Below are 24,269 nucleotides of genomic sequence, written 5' to 3' on the forward strand. Positions count from 1 at the left end.
TAACCAATGAATTAATAAGAGGGGAGAAAACCCTGGTGAATCAACACATAGCAACACTCTGGGATAGTAAGCCAAAATCCGCCGGTTCCCGCGCTCTGACGCTGGCGGTGACACTGGCCTGTCTGGGACTGGCCGGGTGTGCGGTAAAGCCCGAGCCGATAACGCCGGAACAACAGATTGCGCAGGCGTTAAGCGATCGCACGCAGATGTTCGCCAATCAGGAGCCGGTGCGCGGCACCATCACGCTGGATGAGGCTATTGCCCGTGCGCTGAAATATAACCTGCAACAGCGGGTGGCGCTGATGGAGCAGGCAATGGAGGACGAATTGCTCGGCGTACAGAATCTGGATATGCTGCCTAAGCTGGCGGCGCGTGCCGGGTTGCAAACGCGTAACAACGTGGCTGGCTCCAGCAGTGAATCGGTGACTACCGGCGAGGAGTCGCTGGAAGCCTCCACCAGTCAGGATAAAACCCTGCGTACCGCCGATCTTTCACTGAGCTGGAACGTGCTGGATTTTGGCATCAGCTATTTCAACGCCAGGATGCAGGCGAATAAATCGCTGGCAGCGGAAGAACGCCGTCGCCGTGTGGTGGCGGATATCACCCGTCAGGTGCGCACGGTCTATTGGGAAGCGGCGACCGCCCAGCGTTTACAGCCGGAAGTGACGGCGGCGCTGGCCGAGGCGCGTCAGGCGCTGGAGTATGCCCGTCAGACGGAGCAACAGCGCCTGCTGGCACCGATAGACGCGCTGCGTTTCCAGAAAAATATGCTGGAAATGGTACGCCAGCTTGAGATCGTCGACAGCGATTTGGTGGTGGCCAAGTCCCGCCTGGCTTCGCTGATGAATTTACCGCCCGCCAGCAAGTTTGATGTGGTGGTGCCTGGTGAAAGCAGCCTGATGGCGCCGAAAATGGCCTATTCTCTTGACGATCTGGAAAACTTCTCGATGGTAAAACGTCCTGAAGTGCGTGAAGAAAGCTATCTGGCGCGTAATGCCGTGTTGGAAACCCGTAAATCGCTATTGCGCCTGCTGCCGGGCGTAGCGCTGTTTGCCGGTATTAATGGCGACAGCAACAGCTATCTGGTCAATCACCAGTGGGCGAATGCCGGTGTGCAGGTCAGCGGCAACCTGCTCAATGTCCTGTCATGGTCATCGGTGAAACGTACCGGTCAGACCAATGAAGAACTGGCGGAAGTGCGGCGTCAGGCGCTGCGTATGGCGGTGCTGACCCAGGTGAACGTGGCCTGGCAGGAGTATCAGCAAAGTACCCGCATGTTCAGCCGTTATCAGGAGCTGGCGCGTATTCAGCGCGGCATTCTTAATCAAACCGAACTCACCGTGCGTAATCAGGCGGCGACCCAGATGGAGCAGGTGCGGGTCAGCACCGAAACCATTCTCACCACCCGGGCGCGTGACCGCAGCTTTGCCGACGTGCAAAACGCATTGGGCGCGGTGTATCAGGCCGCCGGTCTGGATGTATTGCCCGATAACGTCAGCGATACCAGTCTGGCCGCCTTAAGCAATACCATTGCCCGTACCACCAGCAATCTTGAAACCGGCAGTGTGCCGGTGCCGCGCCTTTCCCTGGCCGCGCCGATGGCGGTCGCCGACACTCCGGCGGTAACCAAACCGGTCGCCGCCGTTACGCCGCCAGCCGCCATTGCCGGAAAACCCTACCGCACGGTCAGCACGGATATGTGGGATAACCTGCAATCGTTACAGGCCGGGGGATCGCATTGATGAAAGCGTGGCCGTTTCTGCTGGCAGGGGCGTTGCTGACGCCCTTGTTGGCTCAGGCGACAACAGGCAATGACATCCGCGTACAGCTCAGTGCGCTGCGTTACACCATGCTTTCCAGCGAAATTGCGGCCAAAGTCACGGATATCGCGGTGAAAGAGGGGGAGCGCTTTAAACAGGGCGATACGCTGCTCACCTTTGACTGTACGGTACTGAGAGAGAAACTGAATTACTCCGCCGCCGCTGAAAATGCCGCCCGTAAAAAACTGGCGATTGCCAACCGGCTGGACAAGCTCAATTCGATCAGTTTGTCTGAGGTGGATCAAGCCCGTTCGGCGGTATCGATGGCGCAGGCGGAAAGCGGCGTGAACCGCGCCATGCTGCAACGTTGCGTTATCATAGCGCCGTTTTCAGGCCGGGTAACGGAAACCAAAGTGAAACGCTGGGAATCGGTGCCGGAAGGCAAAGAACTGCTGGCGATTTACGATGACAGCGCCTTTGAACTGGAAATGATCGTGCCGTCGCGCTGGCTGGTGTGGTTAAAACAGGGCAATAGCTTTCAGGTCACGCTGGATGAAACCGGGCTAAGTTACCCGGCGGAAATCAGCCGTATCTCTTCAGCGGTTGAGCCTGTCAGTCAGTCCGTCAAAGTGTTTGGACGCATTACTCAATCCACCGCCGGGCTGCTGCCGGGGATGAGCGGCGTGGCGCAGATTATGCCGCCGACGGCAGGCGGCGTTGCGCCATGACTCAGGCGGTAAGCGAGCAGGATAGTCGGCTGGCGCTGCTGGCGGAGCTGTTGCAACTGGAAAGCCGCGCCAGAGCGCGGGAAACACAGGATGAACTGGCGTTTTTCATCGTTAACGAAACGCACAATCTGGTGAAGTATCGTCAGGCGCTGCTGTGGGAGGGTGAAAGACAGCGTTTGTGCGCGGCGTCCGGTCTGGCGACCCTCGATGCTAACGCGCCGTTTTGCAGTGAATTCAGCCGTCTGTGCCGCCAGTGGCAACAGCAAGATCGACCAACGCAAACCTTGCGCTGGCAGAATCTGCCAGCCAGCGACCAGTTGCTGTGGCAGGAATATCTGCCGGAGTTTCTACTGTGGCTGCCTTTGCGGCGTCCGCAAGGGGAGCCGCCGCTGGTGCTGATTCTGGCGCGAGACAGCGGGTGGCAGCCAGCGGAAGTCGTGCTATTGGAAAAACTGGCCGACGCCTATTCCCACGCCTGGATTAGCTTAGGCAAAAAAAGACGCGGTAAAACCGTTATCCCGCCTAATCGGCGTCGGCTGATACTGGCGGGGGCGATAGCGCTGTTATTGATTATGCTGATCCCGGTGCGGCAATCGGTGCTGGCGCCAGCGGAGATTGTGGCGCACCGTCCGGTAATGGTGCGTGCGCCGGTAGCCGGGGTGGTCGACGATATCCTGGTACGCCCCAATCAGCAGATTACGGCCAATCAACCGCTGGTACGGCTGGATGCCCGCGAACTGGAAAACCGGCTGGAGTCCGGCCGTCAGGCGTTCGCCACCGCCGATGCCCAGTTCCGGCAGGCGCAGCAACAGGCGCTGTTTGATGCCAACAGCAAAGCCAGTCTGGCTGTACTGCAAAGCCGACGCGAACAGGCGCAGAGTGAAATGGATTTTCTGCAACGGCAACTGGAACGTATGCAACTGGTTTCCCCGCGTGACGGCGTGGCGATTTTTGATGACGTCAGCGATTGGATCGGGCGGTCGGTGGCGGTCGGCGAACGCATTATGATGATTGCCGATCCGCATGATGTTGAGCTGGAGATCCAACTGCCCGCTGCCGATGCCATTGCGCTGGATAAGGGGGCCGATGTGCGCCTATTCCTTAATGTGGCCCCAAACTCGGCACTGCCAGCGCAGTTGGAGCACATTGGCTACCGTTCGGCGCCCACGCCGGACAATATTATGGCCTACCGGCTGCGGGCCAAATTTATCCAGGATGATCCGCTGCTGCGCGTTGGGTTGAAAGGCACGGCGAAATTGTATGGTCAGCGCACGGTGCTGTTCGTCTATCTGTTGCGTAAGCCTTTAGCGACGCTGCGCGTGTGGCTGGGCGTGTAATGACCGCATCCGCTCTGGATCCTCATCCGGCCGCCCGGCTTAGTCCGTTGCGCGATGAACTGATCCTCCATGCCGGGCCTGCCAATCGTGATGGATCGCCCAGTTGGACATTGGAAGATCCGTTGCGCGGTCTGTTTTTCCGTATTGGCTGGGCGGAGATGGCAATGTTGTCACGCTGGTCGCTGGGGGAGACGGCGAAAATTGTGGCTGAGATCAATCAGACGTTGCCGCTGACTGTTGATGATAGCGACGTACAGTATTTCAGCCAGTTTTTGCAGGCCAATAGTCTGACGCGGGCATCGGGTGATGAGGCGCTGGCGCAGTTTGGGCGGCAGTTGGCTCACACGCAGGTTTCGGTGTGGCGCAAACTGCTGAAAAATTATCTGTTTTTCCGCATTCCGCTGTGGCATCCCGATCGTTTTCTGACCGCCACTTTATCGTGGGTGGAACCCTTTTTCAGCCGGTTTTTTTTAACGCTGACGCTGATAGCGGCGGTGCTGGGGCTGTTCCTGGCCGGGCGTCAGTGGGAAACCTTCAAGCACACGTTTCTGCATTTTTTTACCCTGGAAGGCGCTGCGCTGGCGGGGATCACATTGTGTTTCACCAAAGTGCTGCATGAGCTGGGTCATGCCTACACCTGCAAGCGTTTTGGCGCACGGGTTGCCAGCATGGGCGTCGCGTTTCTGGTCATGATGCCGGTGCTGTATACCGATACGTCCGGCTCATGGAAGCTCACCCGCCACCGGCAACGGATGGCGATAGGCGCCGCCGGGATGTTGACCGAACTGACGCTGGCCGCCTGGGCGACACTGGCGTGGAGCTTTCTACCGGACGGCATGTTGCGCAGCGCGGCGTTTATGCTGGCGACCACCACCTGGATTATGACGCTGGCGATTAACCTCAGTCCGTTGATGCGTTTTGATGGTTATTTCCTGCTGTCGGACTGGCTGCAAATACCGAATCTGCAAAACCGGGGCTTTGCCCTTGGCCGCTGGCAGATGCGTGAATGGCTGTTCGGCTTGGGTGACCCCCCGCCAGAGCCGTTTCCCCGCTGGTTACGGCGTACACTGGTCGGCTATGCCTTCTGCGTGTGGATATATCGTTTTTTTCTGTTTACCGGCATTGCCATTCTGGTTTATCACATGGCGTTCAAATTGCTGGGTATGCTGCTTTTCGCGGTAGAAATCGGCTATTTCGTGATAATGCCGGTGGTTAATGAACTGCGTGAGTGGAGCAAACGCCGCAAGGATTACCGTATGAATCGAAATATGATGGTGACGCTGACATTAAGCGGCATATTGCTGCTGCTGTTGGCGATCCCCTGGCAGCGCACGGTGTATGCTCCGGCGCTGCTGCGTGCCGAACAGCAAAGCAGCCTGTATATGCCGTTGCCTGCCATGATCAACCGCATCGATGTTCAGGTCGGCCAATCGGTGCAGGCCGGTCAGGCGCTATTTACGCTGTCGGCGGAGGCGTTATTACATGAGCAACAGCAACTGGAGCGGCAAATTGCCACCTTGAGTTGGCAGGGCGCGTTTCAGGTATTCAATAAAGAGGCGGTGGGCGAACACCAGCGGGTGAATCAGGAGCGTGAGGCGGCGCAACAAAAGCTGGCGGTACTGAAACGACAGTCGGCGCAACTGACGGTACGCGCACCGATAAGCGGCGTGGTGGCGGACGTTGCCGCGCCGCTGGCAACCGGGGAGTGGCTGGCGCAGGGCGAATGGCTGGCGGTGATCGCCAAACCGACCGGCGGGCTGGTGGAAGCCTTTGTTTCGGAAAAAGACTGGCAGCGATTGAAAGCCGGTGGACAAGGGCGTTTTTACCCGCAGGATGTCAGCCGCCCCGCGTTGCCTGTGACGATTGTGGATATCGACCATACCGCTACCCGCGATCTGAGCGCCGTACCGGAACTGACCTCGACTTACGGTGGGGACATCGCCACCTTAAGCGATGCACAACGCAAGTTGCATCCTGAGCAGGTGGTTTATCGGGTGCTGTTGACTCTGCCTGCCGACAGTACGGCCCAGCCGCAGATGCTGCGCGGCACGGTGGTCATGGACGGCGAAGCGCAAAGCCTGCTGGTGCGCGGCTGGAAAGTGGTATCGGCAGTGTTGATCCGGGAGCTGTCGTTCTGAAGCCGGAGATGCCGCACTTTTCCCTTAATCGTCGCCCTTTCAAACAGATGAAGATAAATGGTGCTACTCCGGGAAGCTGATTATTCGCCGTCGGACAAAATTAACTGCTTAATCTCGTCGGCGGAAAGTTTGGTTATCTGCTGAACGTGCTCGCTTTCCATCCCTCTTAGCAGTAGTTCCCGGGCGATGTGTTGTGCGCTGGCTTTCATGCCTTGCTGAATGCCTTCTTCATACCCGATCTGCTTCAGTTGCTGGGCGATGGTCATAAGTTCCTCCCGATTTGCCGACAATGGCTCTAATACGGTTTTAATAAAATCTGCTGGTCTGGATGTGTTGCCGCTCTTAACAATATAAAACAGCAGCGCTCTTTTTTGTGTCAGCGGCACTTGCCAGCGCTCAAATAATAACCCGATATCCTGGGCCAGTTCCAGCATATCCCTTGTGCGGATGTGTTTTTGTACCAGAGACAGCAACGCCGCCCGCCCATGGGTCTTAATCTCCTCATCTGGAATGACGGTGAGATCTATCAGTGGAAATGCATGACAGTAAATTTGTTCTGCCAATTGAGGGTTTTCAAAACTATCCAGCCAACGCAGGCTATGGGGATAAGGGCTACGTTTTCCATGATAAAACAATAGCGGTACAACCAGCGGTAATGCCTGATGGCCTTGTGCCAGATGCTGTTGCATAGCGGCCAGACAGTAACGTAATAGCCTGAACGCCATCAGTTTTTCAGGCCGGCTTTGATGCTCTATCACACAATAGATATAACCTTTACCAGCCTCGGTGTTTAGCGAATACAGCATATCGGATAGCCGAGCGCGCAGCTCATCGTCAATAAAGGAAGAGGATTCCAGTTGCAGGGTAGTGAAATCGCATCGTGCCCGAATAGAGGGTGGCAGATGTACTGATAGAAAATCCCGTGCGACATCAATATCACTCAGGAATTGTTTAAAGATTGCATCGTGAGAATGCATTGGCGTCCTTTCTCTCTGATTGCTGATACTCAGCAACCATAATGGATAAACCGTATCAGCCAAGCAGGAAAAGGAAAATCAGGAAAGCGCCCCGCAAAAAACTTTCGGGAGCTGTCGTTCTGAAGCGGGTTTATAGCACGGGGCTGCCAGACATCGATGAGGGATGTTGCAACTAGCTACTTTCAGGGGACTTCCTGGGTCATATGTTGTTCAAGTTCCATCGCATCGTGCAGAACCCGGCCAACAATAAAGCGTTCAGTTTTCATCCGATAGATGAGAAAACGGCGTGGACGATGAACGACGCCATCCTCATTGAGAACAAAGCCCAGACGCCACCAAAGCCACAGTCTGGGGTTTGGTGGTGTGCAAGGAGAGCATGGGGTCAGATTCATTGAGGGGACAGGTTCATTGCCTGCTTTTCTTCCAGCAACTTTTCGACCACGCCAGGGTCGGCCAGTGTTGAGGTATCCCCCAGATTACTGGTGTCGCCTGCGGCGATTTTGCGCAAAATGCGGCGCATAATTTTACCGGAGCGCGTTTTCGGTAACGAGTCGGTCCAGTGCAGGATGTCAGGTGTGGCAATTGGCCCGATTTCTTTACGCACCCAGTTGCGAACCTCCGTATACAGTTCGCTGGAAGGTTCTTCACCGTGGTTTAGCGTGATGTAAGCATAAATCGCCTGACCTTTCATATTGTGCGGGATACCCACCACCGCCGCTTCGGCAATTTTGGGATGAGAAACCAGTGCGGATTCTATTTCCGCCGTTCCCAGTCGATGACCAGAAACATTCAGCACATCATCGACGCGCCCGGTGATCCAGTAATAGTCATCTTCGTCGCGGCGGGCGCCGTCACCGCTGAAGTACATCCCTTTAAAGGTGGAAAAGTAGGTTTGTTCAAACCGATGGTGATCGCCGAACAGTGTCCGCGCCTGTCCTGGCCAGGAATCGGTAATGACCAGATTACCTTCGCACGCCCCTTGCTGCGGGTTCCCCAGATTGTCCACCAGCGCTGGTTGAACGCCAAAGAAAGGATAGGTTGCCGAACCTGCTTTGGCTTCAATCGCGCCGGGCAAGGGGGTAATCATGAAGCCGCCGGTTTCCGTCTGCCACCAGGTATCAACGATCGGGCACTTGGCGTTACCGATCTTGTTGAAGTACCACTCCCAGGCTTCCGGGTTGATCGGCTCGCCAACGGAACCCATGATTTTCAGCGATTCACGCGACGTGCCTTCAATGGCTTTGTCGCCTTCCGCCATCAGAGCGCGGATCGCCGTAGGGGCGGTGTAGAGAATATTGACCTGATGTTTATCGATCACCTGCGCCATGCGCCTGGCATCGGGCCAGTTGGGAACGCCTTCAAACATCAGCGTAATGGCGCCACAGGCCAGCGGACCGTACAGCAGGTAACTGTGGCCGGTAATCCAGCCGACATCGGCAGTGCACCAATAGATATCACCCGGATGATAGTCAAAGACATACTTAAATGTCAGCGCCGCGTAGACCAGGTAACCGCCGGTGGTGTGCAACACCCCTTTAGGCTTACCGGTGGACCCTGAGGTATAAAGGATAAATAGCGGATCTTCGGCATTCATTTCTTCCGGCGGACAATGATCGTCCGCTTGTTCGATCAGATCGTGCCACCAAAGATCGCGTGCGGCGTACCATTCCGTCTGTTTCCCTGTTCTACGCAAAACGATCACGCTGGTAATGCTTTTCACCCCAGAGTTTTTTAATGCTTCATCAATATTTTTCTTGAGTGGGATAGTGCGTCCGGCGCGGATGCCTTCATCGGCGGTAATCACCAGTTTGGCGTTGGAGTCGATGATTCGCCCGGCGATGGCTTCCGGGGAAAACCCGGCAAAGATAACGGAATGGATGGCGCCAATGCGCGCACAGGCCAGCATGGCAATGGCCGCCTCCGGCACCATCGGCATATAGATGGCAACCACATCACCCTTTTTGATCCCCTGCGATTTCAGGGCATTAGCGAAACGACAAACCGACTGATGTAACTCGCGGTAGGTGACGGTTTTACTTTCTCTGGCGTCATCCCCTTCCCAGATTATCGCCGTTTGATCGCCGCGCTCTGCAAGATGACGATCGAGACAGTTGGCCGCGACATTCAGCGTACCGTCTTCAAACCAGCGAATACTGATATGACCGGGGTCAAATGACGTGTTTTTCACTTGTTGATATGGCGTGATCCAATCAACAATCTTTCCCTGCTCACGCCAGAAAGAGACGGGATCGTCAATGGATTGCCGATACATCTTTTTGTATTGGAGGGCATTTATCAGGGTTTTTTCCGCAATTGCGGCAGGTATGGCATGTTTATAATGTTGGGTCATGGGCGCTTCTCCTTAAACATGTTAAGGATATGTCAACGGATGGTTAATTGTCATTAACTGGCAACATTTGTTTCTTTTTTGCGCGATGGATCACGCAATGCGGGAAAGGCAGAAAGGAATTAATTAAACTCAATCGCCTGAATGCTCATGAATAACTAAACTGTTGCGCAGCGGGTAAAACATCATCAGTTATATATGCCATAATATGAAAAATTATAAGAATTATCCCCTTATTCCCGATGAACATAACGATCAATCTATTGTTTTCAATAGACTTCATCTATTGTTATTCGCACTTTGATCGTCTTTTACGATCAAAAGGCATAAAGATCTCTCTTATTCCGCCGATAGCGACAATATTGTTCAGGTATATTTTTACCCGCTATCGCTATTTGGATTTATCTGATTATCAACAGCCGGTCGGTGTGGATAATCTACAGCGCAAGGCGATACGGCGATAAAATCGTCGATTTATCGATGAGAAACAGAGAAGAACCGTTCGCCAATCACAAAGAAAACGCTAATTGTTATTTTTTTGTTTTTTTAATCAACAAGATCCGGTTTTCAAAACTAAACAACATAGATAACTACATTATGCCGGGTGCCACGGTGGCGCCGGTGAGTTGAATGCTTATTGACGGGTTGCTGTAGAAGAGGCTTGCCTGACAGCGCTTCGCAATATCTTTTATATAGCATGAGGCAGAGGAAATAATGAGTCTGATATTTGGCCGGAATGAGATCATCGGTATGCTAAGTCAACCTGTTCAGAATGAACGGCGTGCTGTCGCAGTGATTGACGAGAAGTGTAAGGTAGTTTGCGCCAACTCTGCTTTCAATGCCCATTTTGGACTGCGTTCCGAAGCGAATACGCCGGTTTCCATTGATGATGTACTGCCGATTAACGTGAAGTTTGCCTATCAGGACTTTATGACTGATTCCAATATATTAAGTACAAATGTGGTTTCAGATCTGTTGTCTGATGGCTTTACTAAAAAGCAGTTGAGTACGCTGTCTTTCTCTAAATTAAATGTCGAAAACCGTGTGCTTTCTCTGTTGATCCTGAATCAGGACTCGACGGAATCGTCAACGAATCTGGCTTCTTAAATAAGCTCCTGAGTGTTTTGTTATCAGAGATGGCGAAGTGTTGTTAGTAACCATGCGGTCGTGAGCAGCGTATTGTAATGGGATAGAGAGGGCGGATATCAAGAAGTAATCGATTACGTTGGTATTATGCAACGAGGGCTATTTATCTATTTTAACCTGGTTGAGAATTCATAATTGATTCTTATTAATATTCTGAGGATTTCATAAGCGAAATTTCCGTATCCTCGGTTTTCGATCTATTTTTCTGCTTAATTTTTATACTCATCATACTTCAAGGTACACGTGAGTTGGCCGCGATTTTGTATCAATGATCTAAACCATTTTTTTTCGATTTTATGGTTCCCCTTTTTATCTGTTCAGTTGGCATACCTATTGAAACCGATAATTTTTTTAATATAAAGGGGATAAAGAATGGCAAGATTGCGTACCCAACTGTTGGCCCGCGCCTTACACGCCGGGGTGCTGGGGGCTTCTTTCGGCGTAACTCTGCCGGTTGTGGCGGTGTATGCCGCCCCGGCAACACCTGTTCAGCAATATAACGTGCCGGCGGGGCCGCTTAATCAGGTTTTAAATCAGTTTGCACAACAGTCTGGTGTGTTGCTTTCTTACGATCCGGCATTGGTGGCGGGTAAAAATAGTGCAGGTTTGCAAGGGCGCTATCGTGTTGAACAGGGGTTTCAGCACATCCTTAATCGTAACGGTCTGACGGCTCAGTACAGTGAGGATGGCAGCGTAACGCTGGTACAGCAGACGGTGAATGTTCCCGTGCCGGCTTCTGCTGTCACGCCGTCCGACAATGAACAGATTGTTGTCACTGCGCCGCCCAATACTGCACTAAAACTGGATGTTCCTATTTCAGAAACGCCACGCGCTGTCTCGGTGGTTAACGAAAAACAGATTCAGGAGCGCGGCGCTCAGAAAATCGATCAGGCATTACGTTACAGCGCCGGAATTCTGGCTACGCCGTATGGCCCGGATAACAAGGCTGAGTGGGTAACGATTCGCGGCTTCAGCGATCAGTCCCGTTTTCAGAATGGGCTGGCCACGCTCAACGAGGACGGTTTTTACGGTCAGCAGATTGAGCCTTTTGGCATTGAACGTATTGAGGTGTTGAAAGGCCCGGCGTCTGTGCTGTACGGACAGAATCCTCCCGGCGGTTTAGTCAACGTTATTACCAAGCGACCAACACGTCTTCCACAGGGGCAGATTGAACTGAAATACGGTTCTGACGATTACCGTCATTTAGCGGTTGATAGCTCCGGCCCGCTGAATGACGATGGCACGATTTTGTACCGTGTGGTAGCGCTGGCGCGAGACACGTCGGGTGAGGTTGATTTTGCCAAGAGTAAGCGTTTCTACCTTGCACCCAGTATGACCTTCCTGGGAGAAGATACCGAGTTAACGATACTGGCCAGCTATATGGACACCCAGTCGGGGATGACCAACGGGTTTAAACTGCCCTACGGCACCCTGCATAACACCCCATTTGGCAAGGTTGGCTATAAAACGTCGCTTGGTGAACCGGACATTAATCACCATAACACCCGCCAGTTTAATCTTGGTTATGAGTTCACCCACCATCTGAACGACACCTGGACGTTTCATCAGAACCTGAATTATGCCTACCTGAATTTGGATCTGCGCGGGGCGTATGTCCTGGGCATGGTCAGCGACCGTCTGGCTAACCGTGGCCTGACTTATCGTGATGGTTTTGCGCAAAACTGGTCGACGGATAACCGTATGGTGGGCGAGTGGCAATTTGGCGATATTGAGAATACCTTGCTGCTGGGATTTGATTATCGCCGTGCCAACACGCAAAGCCGTGATGGGAATTTGTACTCCTTTGGCGATCCGATAGATATCTTTAACCCGGTTTACGGCAACTATACCTCACCCACTGATAACGAGCTTTTTGATCATCGTTCAGGACGTCATCAGACGGGTTACTATATTCAAAATCAGATTAAATATAATGAGCGCCTGATCTTTCTGCTAGGGGGGCGTTACGATGTGGCGAAGTCCCGCGATCGCAATCTGACGTCAGGCGTCGATACCCGTACAGATGATACCAAATTCACTAAAACCGCTGGCTTGATGTATCTGTTTGATAATGGCATATCACCTTATGTCAGTTATTCGGAATCTTTCCTGCCGGTTTCAGGGCGTGACGGATATGGTCGCCCCTATGTCCCAGAAGAAGGGCAGCAGACTGAAGTCGGGGTAAAATATACGCCGGAAGGCTTTAATGGCTATGCCTCGGTGGCGTTGTTTAACCTGGAACAAAAAAACGTTCAGACCACCGATCCCGCTAATCCCAATATTACTGTTCAGGCCGGAGAAGCTCGCTCTCGCGGTGTTGAAGTCGAGTTCAGCGGTGAGGTGTATTCGGGGCTGACGTTAACGGCGAACTATACCTATAACGAGGTGGAGACAACCAAATCCGGCACGGTCGGGGAAGTGGGCAAACGTCTGCCTGGATTACCGGAGCATATTGTTTCCGGCTGGGCGACCTATGCGTTTAACGGCCCGCTGGAAGGCTTGACGATTGGCAGCGGTGTCCGGTATGTGGGAAGTTCTTACGGCGATATTGCGAATACGGCGAATATGAAAGTGCCTGCTTACACGCTGTGGGACGCAATGATCGCCTATGATTTCAGTAAAGACTGGCGGTTACAGGTTAATGCGACCAACCTGGCAAATCACGAATATGTCAGCGCCTGTAATTTCTGGTGTTATTACGGTGAGGGGCGAAACCTGAGCGCCAGTATCAGCTATCGCTGGTAAAATATTTTCCGCACGCGGTGAAGGAAGCGTATGGCTTCCTTCTATCAAGTGGTCTGCTTGATTTTTTGATTTCTCTTCCTGTTTTAGCAGCAAACGACATAGCGGATAGTCAACACCGCGAATATTCATTGACTTTATTGATAGTGATAATGAAAATCATTTCATTGCTATGAATTGAGCTACGCCTGTGAATAGTTCCGCGCTCGTTTATTCAAATCAGACTGAGTCTTTAGTCGTTCAGCAGATTTATCACGATCACCACTCCTGGTTACAGGCATGGTTGCGTCGGCGTTTAGGATGTTCGCAACAAGCGGCCGATTTGGCGCAAGATACCTTTTTACGGCTTATCAGCCAGCATCAGGCTATGCAAATCCGTGAACCCCGAGCCTGGCTAACCACTGTGGCGCATGGGCTGGTGGTCAATCACTGGCGGCGTAAAGATATTGAAAACGCCTATCTGCAAGTGCTGGCCAGGCAAGACGATTCGGTTGCGCCTTCTCCCGAACAGCAAACCCTCATTATTGATGCATTAATCGAGATTGATGGCATGTTGGCAACGCTGCCCGCCAATGTGCGTCAGGCGTTTCTATGGGTACATCTTGACGGATTAACCTACCAACAGATTGCCGAACGATTAGCGGTCTCTGAACGGATGGTAAAAAAATATATGGCGCGGGCAATGCTGAGTTGTCTGCTCTGTCAGGATCTATGATCTCCACTGTTAAATCCGCTATCTCAAAAGAGGTGCTTTATGCCGCCGCACAGTGGTATGCCACCCTGTACGATGAAGATTGTACTGAACACGATCGGCAGCAATGGCAACAGTGGCTGCTTTGTGACGACGAACACCGTCTGGCGTGGCAACAGGTCGAACAGATCCACGCGCGTTTCCATGCGGTAGACCGCCAACTGGCCTCTTCGGTACTGAGCAACAGCGGGCAAGAACGGCGACGGATGCTCAAATTGCTGGTCATTGCCAGCCTGAGCGGGGCAATAGGCTTCGGATTACCGTGGGAAAGCTATGCCGCCGACTATCGGACGGGCACGGGCGGAACCCGTGAATTGAAGATTGCCGATGGCATCACCGTCTGGCTGAATACTGATTCCGCGTTGAATCAACGATCCAGCGGTTCCCGAGCGCTGACGTTTCAGTTGGTCAAAGGGGAGCTGATGCTGGAAAACCGCACTGCCCAGCCGGCTGGCCTGATAACTCCACATGGGAAGATTGATGCCCCATTACCCTGTCAGATTGCTTTACGCTACACCGCTGCGCAGAGTTTCCTGTCGGTATTCAGCGGCGACGTCATGCTGCATACCGCCATCCGGGCACAGCAGGTTGTTACCGGGCAGCAGGTTGTCTTTACCCAGGATGAGTGCAGCCTTCCCATGCCCGTTGAGAGCTTCCGCCAAAGCTGGCGCACCGGTGTGCTGGTGGCGGATAACATGCGTCTTGACCAGTTGGTTAGCGAAGTTTCCCGTTATCATAATGGCTATTTCCACGTTGATAAGCTGGCTGCGCCATTGCGCATTTCCGGGGTATTTCCGCTGCGTGAAACAGATCGCTTGCTTGATGCGTTGGTCCGAACGTTGCCGGTTAAAGTGACGAAACGCTTTTCCTGGTGGATTGATATCCGCCAACGCTAAAACCCGCTGGTGTTTCTGCCGTAAAACGCGAAGAATAACGGTTTAAACAGCCGATTTAGCCTCTAAACCCAATAGATTTCAACATGCGGGAAGCCGACGTGCCTGCAACTTGAAAGATGCCGGGTTCAGCATTGGGTTTTACGTACACAGGACGTCATTATGCAGTTACTGAATCTGAAACAAGCTCGGTTTTTGAGCTTTTTCTTTATTATGGGTGGTTTGTTACTGTTGCTGCCTTTGCGCCTGTTAGCCTGCTTTATTGCCGGTTTTCTTGTTTATGAAATCGTTAACCTGCTGACGCCCTATTTTCAAAAAGTGATTAGTGGTAAACGTGCGCGCTGGATAGTGGTGGCGATCATCAGTACGCTGGTCGTCAGCTTGTTGAGCCTGCTTTTCGGTAGCCTGGTGGGGTTATTAATGCAGGAAATGAAAGACACCACGGCGTTTAACACACGCATTGCCTATATCCTCAATGATATCCAGCGGCAGATGATGCTGTATTTACCGGGATACCTGCCTGTTAGTGTAGAAGAGTTGCAGCATGAGTTTTTGCAATGGGTACAGCAACATATCGCTATCCTGCAAAACATGGGTAAAAGTTTTCTGCACGGTTTTGTCACCATGCTTATCGGTATGGTGCTGGGCGCCATTATTTCTTTATATAACGTGGAAGCTGATGAAGAAAAACCGATGCTGAAAGCGGAATTACTGCGTCGGGTGTCACTGCTGTCGGCTTCATTCCGCAATATTGTTTTTGCTCAGGTAAAAATTTCCGCCGTCAATACCGTATTGTCTGCTATTTTCATTCTCGGCGCTTTTCCTTGTTTCGGCATTCACTTGCCTTTCTCTAAAACCCTGGTTGTGTTGACGTTCGTTTTCGGCTTATTACCGGTCATCGGTAATTTGATTTCTAACACCATCGTCTTTATTTCCGCATTATCCATTTCCTTGCCGATTGCGCTGATTGCACTGATTTATCTGATGCTGATTCATAAGCTCGAATATTTTCTGAATGCGCAGATTGTCGGTACAAGAATTAAAGCGCACGCCTGGGAAATCCTGCTGGCCATGTTGGTATTTGAAGCGGCATTTGGCTTATCCGGCGTGATCGCCGCACCGATTTATTACGCATATCTGAAGAGTGAACTTAAAGAAGCATCGCTTATTTGAGAAAATTATAGGAAACCAGTTTCCATTTGGTTTCCCGTAATCGTGAGATATTAAGAGCGATCGGTGCTGGATTCTGGTTCTATAGCACCCGTTTGTGGCGCCGTATTGTCTTGAATGGGAGCGTTTTGATTTAATTCGTCTTGCACTGAATCCTGCGCTGAATTATCTTCCGGCAGTGTTTCCGGCTCGGCAGCTTCTGGTTCAATGGGCGCAGCAACAGATTCAATCGGCGGAACCGCTGGCATGGCTTCTTCAATCAGGCCGTTGATCTTGACCGGCATACCGGAGCGTACCTGAAGCGCCTTGTCAATATCACTCTGGTTGACGCTGGCATCAGCCACCACTTTGCCCACACTGGCCGTGATGGTCAGTGGTGCTGGCGTATCGGAGTTAAACTCCTCTATGGTACGCGATAGCGGGTGATGGACTTCCACATAACGGGAACCATCCGGTTCTACCGTTGCTTTAATCGGTTCGTTGATAAACTGTACGCGAGTGCCGACCGGGACGTGATCGAACAGGTATTTTATGTCATCGGCCCGTAAACGAACGCAACCGTGACTGACTCGCAGGCCGATACCAAAATTGGCGTTAGTGCCGTGAATGGCATACAGCCGACCAATATACAAGGCGTAAAGTCCCATCGGATTATCCGGGCCGGGCGGGAAAACTTTCTGTAAAGTTTCACCGCGTGCGGCATATTCTTCATGCATGGCGGCGGTCGGCGTCCAGGTCGGGCCAGCTTTTTTACGCTGCACCGAGGTGGTCCAGTTAATCGGCGTATCTTTACCTAACTCACCGATGCCGATCGGCAACACCACCACAGTTTTGCTCCCTTTCGGATAGTAATACAGGCGCATTTCCGCACTGTTGATCACAATACCTTCACGCGGCGCATCCGGCAGAATCAACTGATGAGGAATGATCATGGTGCTGCCAGGTAGTGGCAGGTAAGCATCAATTCCTGGGTTTGCTTCCATCAGGTTGCTTAACCCCATTTGATACTGAGCGGCAAAATGCTCCAACGGCAACGTGCTGTCTGCCGGGATAGTCACTTCCAGATTTTCTCCCACCAGTCGGCTATTGGCCGCAGGCAGAGGATAGACAACGGCAAAGGCGGCCTGGCTGAATGCCGCGGCTGCCATAACTAAGGTAAGGATCGTGCGAATACTCATTTTGATGTCTTTGTTGAGAGATAAATACCATACCAGCGGTAATGGATCTGGTTTGTGTCTGGTCAATATAACCGGATGCGCATTATATGTGCAGAACGACCTCTGAGGGAAATAACATGTGTAACTAATCACACTTTTTGCTCGACGTTGAACGCCCTTGCTGCCGGTACTCAGTATTCCCCGTCAAGCAGTGGTTTCTTAAAGCGGCGATTAGCCAACACCGGCAGCGCCTGACGAGCATAGCTGAGGCGTTCCGGTAGGATGTCAGCGTAGAGCAAGGCTGGCACTTCCGGTGCCTGAACAACGACAACGCCTAATGGATCAACGACCATGCTGTTACCGATATTTCTCACGCCGCACTCTCCGACAGCCACCACATAAGCCGTATTTTCCAGTGCCCGCGCCCGAACCAACAGCTCCCAATGAGACTCTTTTAGCGGCCCTTTGATCCAGGCTGCGGGAAGAACCAGAACCTCCGCGCCATCCAGCGCCAGGCGTCGTGCCAATTCGGGGAAACGAACGTCATAACAGGTCATAAGACCGATTTTCATACCCGCAACGGAAACCAGCGGAGGCACTTCATCTCCGGCGACAACGTTTTCCGATTCGCGCATTGAGAAAGCATCGTACAGGTGCAGCTTTCGGTATTGGGCGATGATGACGCCGTTGCGAATAGCAATAAGCACATTCCACACTTTTTCTGCACTATTTGGCACATGAAGGCTCATTATGGTGGTCATTTCGCTGCCTTTGCTGGCGGCAAGCACCTGAGTGACGAAGGGGCCGTCCAGCGGTTGGGCGGCGGTTAACACCAGTTTGGGATTGGTGATGTCGCGTGCCAGCACGCCTTCGGGCAGCACCAGCAAGTCGGCGCTGTTTTGCTGTGCGGCCAACATGAGTTCTGATAGGGTGGCAACGTTGTTTTGCCATGCGCGATCGACCGCGAATTGCCCCAGTGCGACTTTCATCCCTTTTCTCCTTTAACTCAAATTAGTTGGTTTATATACCCAAAATATAAGGTGACTTCCAGGTTGTCAGCTTCTCCTTATTAACGATCGGGTTGGGGATTTTTCTCCGCTTTACCTGCCATCATGGTCAGAAAATCATAACGGCGGCGCAGATCCTGTTCCGCCTCTTGGTAAAGCAGCGCTGTTTCTTCCGGCATCTGGCTGTTCAGGCGGCGGAAGCGCTGTTCTTTCAACAGGGTTTCGCTCAGGCTGCTTGATGGCGGGCGGGAGTCCGTCACCAGCGCTGCCTTGCCTTCTTCAGTGCGACGCGGATCGAAACGGTAGAGCGGCCAGAAGCCGGTGGCGGTCAACTGGCGCATCTGATCGTGGCTGAATGCCAGATCGTATCCGTGTTCTTCACAAGGGCTGTAAGCAATAATCAGCGACGGGCCCGGCCAGGCTTCCGCTTCCTGAATGGCTTTCACTGTCTGATTCAATTGCGCGCCCAGCGATATCTGCGCCACATAAACGTGGCCGTACATCATCACGTTGATACCCAGATCCTTACGCGCCTTGCGCTTGCCTTTTTCGCCGAATTTGGTCACCGCGCCCAGTGGGGTGGCTTTCGACTGCTGCCCGCCGGTATTGGAGTAGCACTGGGTATCCAGCACCAGCACATTGACGTTTTCGCTCAGGCTCATCACGTGATCCAGACCGCCGTAGCCAATGTCGTAAGCCCAGCCATCTCCGCCAATCAGCCAGATAGACTTATCCACCAGATGATCGGCGGCGGCGGCCAGCGCTCTGGCCTTATCACTGTTGAGATCGGCCAGCAGCATTCGTAGTTGTTCAATCTGTTGACGGCGCAGTTCCGGGGCAATCGCCTCTTCCTGCAACGCCGCTACTAAATCTACCGGTAACTGCGGCGCAAGCTCATGCAGTAAACGCAGGACGCGCTGACGATGTTGGTCGACGCTCAGGCGGAAACCCAGTCCAAACTCGGCGTTATCCTCGAACAGGGAGTTGGCCCAGGCCGGCCCGCGTCCGTTGGCGTCGGTAGTCCACGGCGTGGTGGGCAGGTTGCCGCCATAAATGGATGAACAGCCGGTGGCATTGGCCACCAGCAGGCGATCGCCGTAAAGCTGCGTCAGCAGTTTGATATACGGTGTTTCGCCGCAACCGGAACAGGCGCCGGAATATTCAAACAACGGTGAAATCAACTGCGAGGTGCGGATATCGATACGTTCCAGCGTGGATCGGTCGATTTCCGGCAGTTGCAGGAAGAATTCAAAGTTCTCTTTTTCGACGTTCAGATTATCCAGACGCGATGCCATGTTGATGGCTTTGATTTCTGGATTCTGGCGGTCTTTCGCCGGACAGACTTCCACGCACAGGTTACAGCCGGTGCAGTCTTCCGGCGCGACCTGCAAAACGTATTTCTGACCGCGCATATCGCGGGCTTTGACATCCAGCGATTGCAGTGACGACGGCGCGCTTGCCATTGATTCGCCCGGCACCACTTTGGCGCGGATGGCTGAGTGCGGGCAGGCTGCGACGCAGTGATTACACTGGGTACACAATTGTGGCTGCCACAGCGGGATGGCTTCCGCGATATTACGCTTTTCCCAGCGGGTGGTGCCGGTCGGCCAGGTGCCGTCGGGCGGCAGGGCGGAAACCGGCAGCGTATCGCCCAATCCGGCCAGCATGGTGGCCGTCACGGTTTTCACAAAGTCGGGGGCGGCATCGGAAACTATCGGCGGGCGCTGGGGGCTTTGCGGATTAACAACCTCCAGCGGCACGGCGGCCAGTGCTTCCAGCGTGGCGCTCAACGCCTGCCAGTTGCGTTCAATTAGCTCCTGGCCTTTGTTGCCATAGCTTTTGGCGATTGCCGTACGTAGTTTTTCAACCGCCATTTCACCCGGCAGGATCTGCGACAGGTGGAAGAAGGCCATCTGCATCACGGTATTAATACGGGCGCCCAACTGACATTCTCGGGCAATTTTGGCCGCGTTAATGCAGTACACCTGCGCCTGGCGCTGGTTCAAGCCAGCCTGAACTTCCTGCGGCAGACGGTGCCATACATCATCACTGGTGTAAGGGGCGTTAATCAGGAACACGCCGCCGGGTTTCAGCCGCTCCACCATGCTGTACTTGTCGATGAACTGCCACTGGTGACAGGCAAGAAAATCCGCCTGATCGATAAGATAAGCGGAATTGATGGGATACGGGCCGACGCGCATATGAGATACGGTCAGGCTGCCGGCCTTTTTGGAGTCATAGACAAAATAACCCTGCACGAACATCGGGGTGGTGTCGCCGACGATTTTAATCGAGTTTTTGGTAGCGGATACCGTACCGTCACTGCCCAGCCCATAGAATAGCGCCTCCAGAGAAGCATGAGCGGGAAAATGCTGGGTAGGTAGCGGCAGTGACAGGTTAGTCACGTCATCGTAGATACCCACTGTGAAGCGCGGTCGCGGGTTGGCGAGCGCCAACTCATTAAAAATAGCCTGCACACACTGCGGGGTGAATTCTTTAGATGACAAACCGTACCGCCCGCCGATCACTCGTGGCATCTGTGAGCGTTCACCCGTGGAAAACGCCTCAGCCAGGGAGGTCATCACATCCAGATACAGCGGCTCTGCGACCGCGCCCGGCTCTTTGGTGCGATCCAGTACGGCAATGCTTTTCGCCGTTTGTGGCATCTCCGATAGCAGATGACTGGCGGAGAACGGACGATACAGGCGGACCTTGACCACCCCTACTTTTTCACCGTGTGTCAGCAGCGTATCGATCACTTCTTCACAGGTGCCGACACCGGAACCCATCAGGACGATAACCTGGGTGGCCTCGGGATGGCCGTAATACTCAAATGGCCGGTAACGGCGGCCAGTGATTTCGGCAAAGTCATCCATAGCCTGTTCAACGTGCCGACAGGCAGCGTTATACCAGGGGTTGGTCGCTTCACGCGCCTGGAAGAAAGTGTCGGGGTTGGAGGCAGTGCCGCGGATCACCGGTCGTTCAGGAGTAAGCGCTCGCTCACGGTGAGCATCAATGGCCTGCTGGGGCAGCAACTGACGCAAGTCGTCATCACTCAGCCGTTCTATCTTGTTGATTTCATGCGAGGTGCGAAAACCATCGAAGAAGTGGATAAACGGCAGCCGGCTGTTCAGGCTGGCTATCTGCGAGATCAGCGCGAAATCCTGCGCTTCCTGTACGTTGCTGGCGCAGAGCATGGCGCAGCCGGTCTGGCGTACCGCCATAACGTCAGAGTGATCGCAGAAAATGGACAGCGCATGGGTTGCCACCGTGCGGGCTGCCACGTGCAGCACAAACGGCGTCAGTTCACCGGCCAGCTTATACAGCGTGGGGATCATCAGCAGTAAACCCTGCGATGAGGTAAACGTGGTGGCTAATGTACCGGTTTGCAGCGCGCCATGCACGGTGGCAATCGCGCCCCCTTCCGACTGCATTTCGACAACGCGGGGCGTGTCTCCCCATATATTCTTTTTTTCGTCGCTCGACCAGGCCGCTGCCTGCTCGGCCATAGTAGAACTGGGGGTAATAGGATAGATGGCGATGACTTCGTTTGTCCGCCAGGCCACAGAAGCGACTGCATTGTTACCGTCGGTGGTGATCATGACTTAGCCTTTTTTGCTCACAAAGCCCTTCATCTTTCAGGTTACAGACGGGTTGGCTTCCCGCATGTTGAAATCGATTGGGCATAAATGGAAATACGATTCTTATCCGGGGGATTATCGCATTTCAGGTACGAAGATGATGGATCGATTCGCGTGGAGTTGTATCAATATGTGTTTTCGTCCGTTTAGCACTATTATATACACAGAAGCGGGTCGTGGCGCCTTTGCGTACCTATAATCACACCTTATGAGAGGCGCTGATGACATGAAGGAGCTGAATGGTGGCGAATGAATTAAAAGATAAACTGGTTTCCGTACTTGCCTCGTTGCAGGCACAAGGCATGACCCCGGAACAGGCTGCCGACCATGTCCTTCAGGCTCTCGGGGGAAGCGCCATTGAAATCTCGGCTATTTCGGTGATTACGCCGGGGTTGATTGCCGATGTGTTGCGCACGGTGTATCAGGAGGCCATTTCCGCCCGGCAAATCGCCACCATCCTGCACCAACTGGGTTACGACCGACAGGCCGTGGCCGATACGCTGCGTGAACAGTTTCCTGAGCTTGCTCGCTCAGGCGGCAGGGCGGCGGGGGCTTGATGATGGCGTCTACCCAGAGAGATCTGCTATAAGCGCCGGGTTATGCAAAATGTTCTCCCCAAGAATGGTATTACGCGCTTTATCTGCCGCTATTCATTGGTTATCACCAATAGATAACGGCATTCATTCGGGTGAGGGTTATAAAAAGTGACGGGATGCCCTACGTCAAAATGCAGACAGTCACCTGACTCTAGCTCAAAGCGTTCATCGTGATACTCGACGATCAATGCCCCTTCAATCATCCACAGACGCTGCTGATAGGGATGGCTGCTCCAGCTCGGGTAGCTGACTCTGGCGAACGCGGGGAGCGTAATTTCAATCATCTCCAGCCCGGTGGTCGACTCACGTTCTGAAACCTGTCGACGCAAATAGTGCAGTGCCGGATCGCGCCATGTATCCTGATCCGCTTTTCTACGCAGTCGCTGCCGCGGCTGATGGTCATGGCTTAAAAGCTGGGTAATAGGTACGCCCAATCCAGCGGCCAATCGCCCGAGGATTGTGGCGCTGGGGCTGCTCTCTTTTCGCTCAATTTTGGAAATCATTGCCTTACTGACGCCTGAGTGCTGCGCCAATAGTTCAATACTCATGTTTTTGGATTTGCGTAATTGATAAATCTGCACCGCAATGACATCGTCTATTGACATGGGAATTTCCTTTTTATTACTTTAGTAGAATAAATTCCACTATAGTGAATTTTACTAAAAAGGTAACGAAAATGAAACGGGTTGACTGTACTGAAGCACGCCATGCACAGCAGATTCTGGATATATTTAATGATGCCATTCTAAATTCCACGGCGTTATATGACTATAAGCCCAGGCCACTGGAGAGTATGACGGCCTGGTTTGTCAGCAAAACAACCCACAACTTCCCCATCGTTGGCTATGAAAACGAACAAGGAGAGTTATTGGGATTTGCCACCTATGGCACGTTCCGCGACCGGCCGGCTTATAAATATTCCGTTGAACATTCCCTCTATATTCATAAGGATCACCGGGGAAAAGGGCTGGGTAAGCTTTTGCTTCAGCAATTGATTGTGGAGGCAAAAGCGCAGGGGATGCATACTCTGGTTGCCGGTATTGACGCTGAAAACAGTGTTAGCATCGTCCTACATGAAAAGCTGGGGTTTTGTCATGCGGGTACGATATCCCAGGCGGCATTTAAATTTGGGCGCTGGCTGGATTTGGTTTTTTATCAATTGATTCTCGATACACCGCGTCACCCGACGGAAGAGTAGTTCGCACCAGCGTGTTAATGCCATACTTACCTTAGCGCTTAAAAAGGGCAAATGTCCGGTGGCCCGGCGGGGTTCATGCCGACACCCGCTTTTCAAAAATGGCATTACTTTGTCGACACGACCAACGTCGTTCCTGTCAGTATCAAAATGCTGCCGGTTTGGCGTTTGAACAGAGTTATTCGCCGTAGACTGGAAGAAATAGCGGATAATTACGCTCTGTGAAAGCACGGATTAGCCTTTTATTCGAGGCTATTAATCAACAGCCTTACCATTTTTTTAATTATTATATTTTTAATCATAATGTCATAAATATCTTTATCAGTTATCGATCTGCTGATTTTACGTTCATTTAATGTATGGCATTTTTTTTAATTACTACCGGGTATATGTAATACGTTTGTCTTATTTGTGGTGTTGCTATCTGGTCAATTTCACCTGCCCAACTCCGGTGATATTTTTTGTCTGTAGGGTAAGCAATACCTGAACGTATGCCATAGTAACTGCGCTGTAAGCCTTGCCATCAGCGGGTTGCGCCTATTGCTGGCTGTTTTCATGGTATCTCGTTTCAAACACGATTAAATGTGAAGTTATGGGATATTGTTGTTAGAGAAATAATTCTTTGCACAGAAAATAATGATCTTCGTAATCGATTCTATAGATTTATTTTGATGTATATATGGG

Annotated in this window: 18 protein-coding genes; 11 read left to right on the top strand and 7 right to left on the bottom strand. The window is 52.6% G+C overall.

The annotated features are described in order from the left end of the window. The first annotated feature begins 35 nt into the window (after positions 1-35). The 4 genes from BIY29_RS13245 to BIY29_RS13260 are packed head-to-tail and all read left to right on the top strand — an operon-like array spanning position 36 to position 5,963. Entirely contained in the window at positions 36-1,742 is a 1,707-nt protein-coding gene (locus BIY29_RS13245) for a TolC family protein (RefSeq protein ID WP_121575601.1), read from the top strand. Continuing rightward, complete coding sequence (locus BIY29_RS13250; protein WP_121575580.1) at positions 1,742-2,488, top strand: efflux RND transporter periplasmic adaptor subunit; 747 nt, start codon at positions 1,742-1,744, stop codon at positions 2,486-2,488. Before BIY29_RS13245 ends, BIY29_RS13250 begins: the two co-directional genes overlap by 1 nt. Further along, complete coding sequence (locus BIY29_RS13255) at positions 2,485-3,825, top strand: efflux RND transporter periplasmic adaptor subunit (protein WP_121575581.1); 1,341 nt, start codon at positions 2,485-2,487, stop codon at positions 3,823-3,825. Before BIY29_RS13250 ends, BIY29_RS13255 begins: the two co-directional genes overlap by 4 nt. Continuing rightward, entirely contained in the window at positions 3,825-5,963 is a 2,139-nt protein-coding gene (locus tag BIY29_RS13260) for an HlyD family efflux transporter periplasmic adaptor subunit (protein ID WP_121575582.1), read from the top strand. The genes BIY29_RS13255 and BIY29_RS13260 overlap by 1 nt, the downstream gene beginning before the upstream one ends. An 80-nt stretch (positions 5,964-6,043) precedes the next feature. Here BIY29_RS13260 and BIY29_RS13265 read toward each other — a convergent pair whose 3' ends face one another. From BIY29_RS13265 to acs, 3 genes are all read right to left on the bottom strand, one after another. Then, positions 6,044-6,940: an Rpn family recombination-promoting nuclease/putative transposase gene (locus BIY29_RS13265; RefSeq protein WP_121575583.1), complete on the bottom strand. Its 897-nt coding sequence runs from the start codon at positions 6,938-6,940 to the stop codon at positions 6,044-6,046. Positions 6,941-7,122: 182 nt separating this feature from the next. Continuing rightward, entirely contained in the window at positions 7,123-7,332 is a 210-nt protein-coding gene (locus BIY29_RS20055) for a hypothetical protein (RefSeq protein WP_147437158.1), read from the bottom strand. Then, positions 7,329-9,290 carry an acetate--CoA ligase gene (gene acs / locus BIY29_RS13275; RefSeq protein WP_121575585.1) on the bottom strand — a complete coding sequence of 654 codons (1,962 nt, stop codon included), beginning with the start codon at positions 9,288-9,290 and terminating at the stop codon, positions 7,329-7,331. The genes BIY29_RS20055 and acs overlap by 4 nt, the downstream gene beginning before the upstream one ends. A 711-nt stretch (positions 9,291-10,001) precedes the next feature. Between acs and BIY29_RS13285 the strand changes: the two genes are divergently transcribed. From BIY29_RS13285 to BIY29_RS13305, 5 genes are all read left to right on the top strand, one after another. Continuing rightward, a complete protein-coding gene (locus BIY29_RS13285) occupies positions 10,002-10,394 on the top strand; it encodes a transcriptional regulator (protein ID WP_121575586.1) in 393 nt (130 codons plus the stop codon). A gap of 411 nt (positions 10,395-10,805) precedes the next feature. Continuing rightward, positions 10,806-13,178, top strand: coding sequence for a TonB-dependent siderophore receptor (locus tag BIY29_RS13290; protein WP_121575587.1), 2,373 nt, complete (start codon positions 10,806-10,808; stop codon positions 13,176-13,178). A 187-nt stretch (positions 13,179-13,365) separates the two neighbouring features. Next, on the top strand, positions 13,366-13,890 hold the full coding sequence (locus tag BIY29_RS13295; protein WP_121575588.1) for a sigma-70 family RNA polymerase sigma factor: 525 nt from the start codon (positions 13,366-13,368) through the stop codon (positions 13,888-13,890). Beyond that, positions 13,887-14,822 carry a DUF4880 domain-containing protein gene (locus BIY29_RS13300; protein ID WP_121575589.1) on the top strand — a complete coding sequence of 312 codons (936 nt, stop codon included), beginning with the start codon at positions 13,887-13,889 and terminating at the stop codon, positions 14,820-14,822. The genes BIY29_RS13295 and BIY29_RS13300 overlap by 4 nt, the downstream gene beginning before the upstream one ends. A gap of 159 nt (positions 14,823-14,981) precedes the next feature. Continuing rightward, a complete protein-coding gene (locus BIY29_RS13305; RefSeq protein ID WP_121575590.1) occupies positions 14,982-15,992 on the top strand; it encodes an AI-2E family transporter in 1,011 nt (336 codons plus the stop codon). Between the two features lie 50 nt (positions 15,993-16,042). Here BIY29_RS13305 and BIY29_RS13310 read toward each other — a convergent pair whose 3' ends face one another. From BIY29_RS13310 to nifJ, 3 genes are all read right to left on the bottom strand, one after another. Then, positions 16,043-17,167, bottom strand: a complete 1,125-nt coding sequence (locus tag BIY29_RS13310) for a L,D-transpeptidase family protein (protein WP_121575591.1) — start codon at positions 17,165-17,167, stop codon at positions 16,043-16,045. A 170-nt stretch (positions 17,168-17,337) separates the two neighbouring features. Next, positions 17,338-18,135 carry a deaminated glutathione amidase gene (locus tag BIY29_RS13315; RefSeq protein WP_121575592.1) on the bottom strand — a complete coding sequence of 266 codons (798 nt, stop codon included), beginning with the start codon at positions 18,133-18,135 and terminating at the stop codon, positions 17,338-17,340. An 80-nt stretch (positions 18,136-18,215) separates the two neighbouring features. Continuing rightward, on the bottom strand, positions 18,216-21,755 hold the full coding sequence (gene nifJ, locus BIY29_RS13320) for a pyruvate:ferredoxin (flavodoxin) oxidoreductase (RefSeq protein WP_121575593.1): 3,540 nt from the start codon (positions 21,753-21,755) through the stop codon (positions 18,216-18,218). Positions 21,756-22,033: 278 nt separating this feature from the next. Here nifJ and BIY29_RS13325 point away from each other — a divergent pair, with 278 nt between their 5' ends. Continuing rightward, positions 22,034-22,351 carry a hypothetical protein gene (locus BIY29_RS13325; RefSeq protein ID WP_121575594.1) on the top strand — a complete coding sequence of 106 codons (318 nt, stop codon included), beginning with the start codon at positions 22,034-22,036 and terminating at the stop codon, positions 22,349-22,351. A gap of 89 nt (positions 22,352-22,440) precedes the next feature. Here the strand turns inward: BIY29_RS13325 and BIY29_RS13330 are convergent, their stop codons facing one another. Then, on the bottom strand, positions 22,441-22,995 hold the full coding sequence (locus BIY29_RS13330; protein ID WP_121575595.1) for a helix-turn-helix domain-containing protein: 555 nt from the start codon (positions 22,993-22,995) through the stop codon (positions 22,441-22,443). A gap of 71 nt (positions 22,996-23,066) precedes the next feature. Here BIY29_RS13330 and BIY29_RS13335 point away from each other — a divergent pair, with 71 nt between their 5' ends. Then, a complete protein-coding gene (locus tag BIY29_RS13335) occupies positions 23,067-23,588 on the top strand; it encodes a GNAT family N-acetyltransferase (RefSeq protein ID WP_121575596.1) in 522 nt (173 codons plus the stop codon). Positions 23,589-24,269: the final 681 nt, after the last annotated feature.

Origin of the sequence: Brenneria alni (assembly GCF_003666245.1) — a bacterium.
In the GTDB taxonomy this organism is placed as follows: domain Bacteria; phylum Pseudomonadota; class Gammaproteobacteria; order Enterobacterales; family Enterobacteriaceae; genus Brenneria; species Brenneria alni.

Excerpts from the sequence above, each read along its gene's own strand:
- BIY29_RS13250 (WP_121575580.1), top strand. The coding sequence starts at position 1,742 with ATGAAAGCGTGGCCGTTTCTGCTGGCAGGGGCGTTGCTGACGCCCTTG.
- BIY29_RS13255 (WP_121575581.1), top strand. The coding sequence starts at position 2,485 with ATGACTCAGGCGGTAAGCGAGCAGGATAGTCGGCTGGCGCTGCTGGCG.
- BIY29_RS13260 (WP_121575582.1), top strand. The coding sequence starts at position 3,825 with ATGACCGCATCCGCTCTGGATCCTCATCCGGCCGCCCGGCTTAGTCCG.
- BIY29_RS13265 (WP_121575583.1), bottom strand. The coding sequence starts at position 6,940 with ATGCATTCTCACGATGCAATCTTTAAACAATTCCTGAGTGATATTGAT.
- BIY29_RS20055 (WP_147437158.1), bottom strand. The coding sequence starts at position 7,332 with ATGAATCTGACCCCATGCTCTCCTTGCACACCACCAAACCCCAGACTG.
- acs (WP_121575585.1), bottom strand. The coding sequence starts at position 9,290 with ATGACCCAACATTATAAACATGCCATACCTGCCGCAATTGCGGAAAAA.
- BIY29_RS13285 (WP_121575586.1), top strand. The coding sequence starts at position 10,002 with ATGAGTCTGATATTTGGCCGGAATGAGATCATCGGTATGCTAAGTCAA.
- BIY29_RS13290 (WP_121575587.1), top strand. The coding sequence starts at position 10,806 with ATGGCAAGATTGCGTACCCAACTGTTGGCCCGCGCCTTACACGCCGGG.
- BIY29_RS13300 (WP_121575589.1), top strand. The coding sequence starts at position 13,887 with ATGATCTCCACTGTTAAATCCGCTATCTCAAAAGAGGTGCTTTATGCC.
- BIY29_RS13305 (WP_121575590.1), top strand. The coding sequence starts at position 14,982 with ATGCAGTTACTGAATCTGAAACAAGCTCGGTTTTTGAGCTTTTTCTTT.
- BIY29_RS13310 (WP_121575591.1), bottom strand. The coding sequence starts at position 17,167 with ATGAGTATTCGCACGATCCTTACCTTAGTTATGGCAGCCGCGGCATTC.
- BIY29_RS13315 (WP_121575592.1), bottom strand. The coding sequence starts at position 18,135 with ATGAAAGTCGCACTGGGGCAATTCGCGGTCGATCGCGCATGGCAAAAC.
- nifJ (WP_121575593.1), bottom strand. The coding sequence starts at position 21,755 with ATGATCACCACCGACGGTAACAATGCAGTCGCTTCTGTGGCCTGGCGG.
- BIY29_RS13325 (WP_121575594.1), top strand. The coding sequence starts at position 22,034 with ATGGTGGCGAATGAATTAAAAGATAAACTGGTTTCCGTACTTGCCTCG.
- BIY29_RS13330 (WP_121575595.1), bottom strand. The coding sequence starts at position 22,995 with ATGTCAATAGACGATGTCATTGCGGTGCAGATTTATCAATTACGCAAA.
- BIY29_RS13335 (WP_121575596.1), top strand. The coding sequence starts at position 23,067 with ATGAAACGGGTTGACTGTACTGAAGCACGCCATGCACAGCAGATTCTG.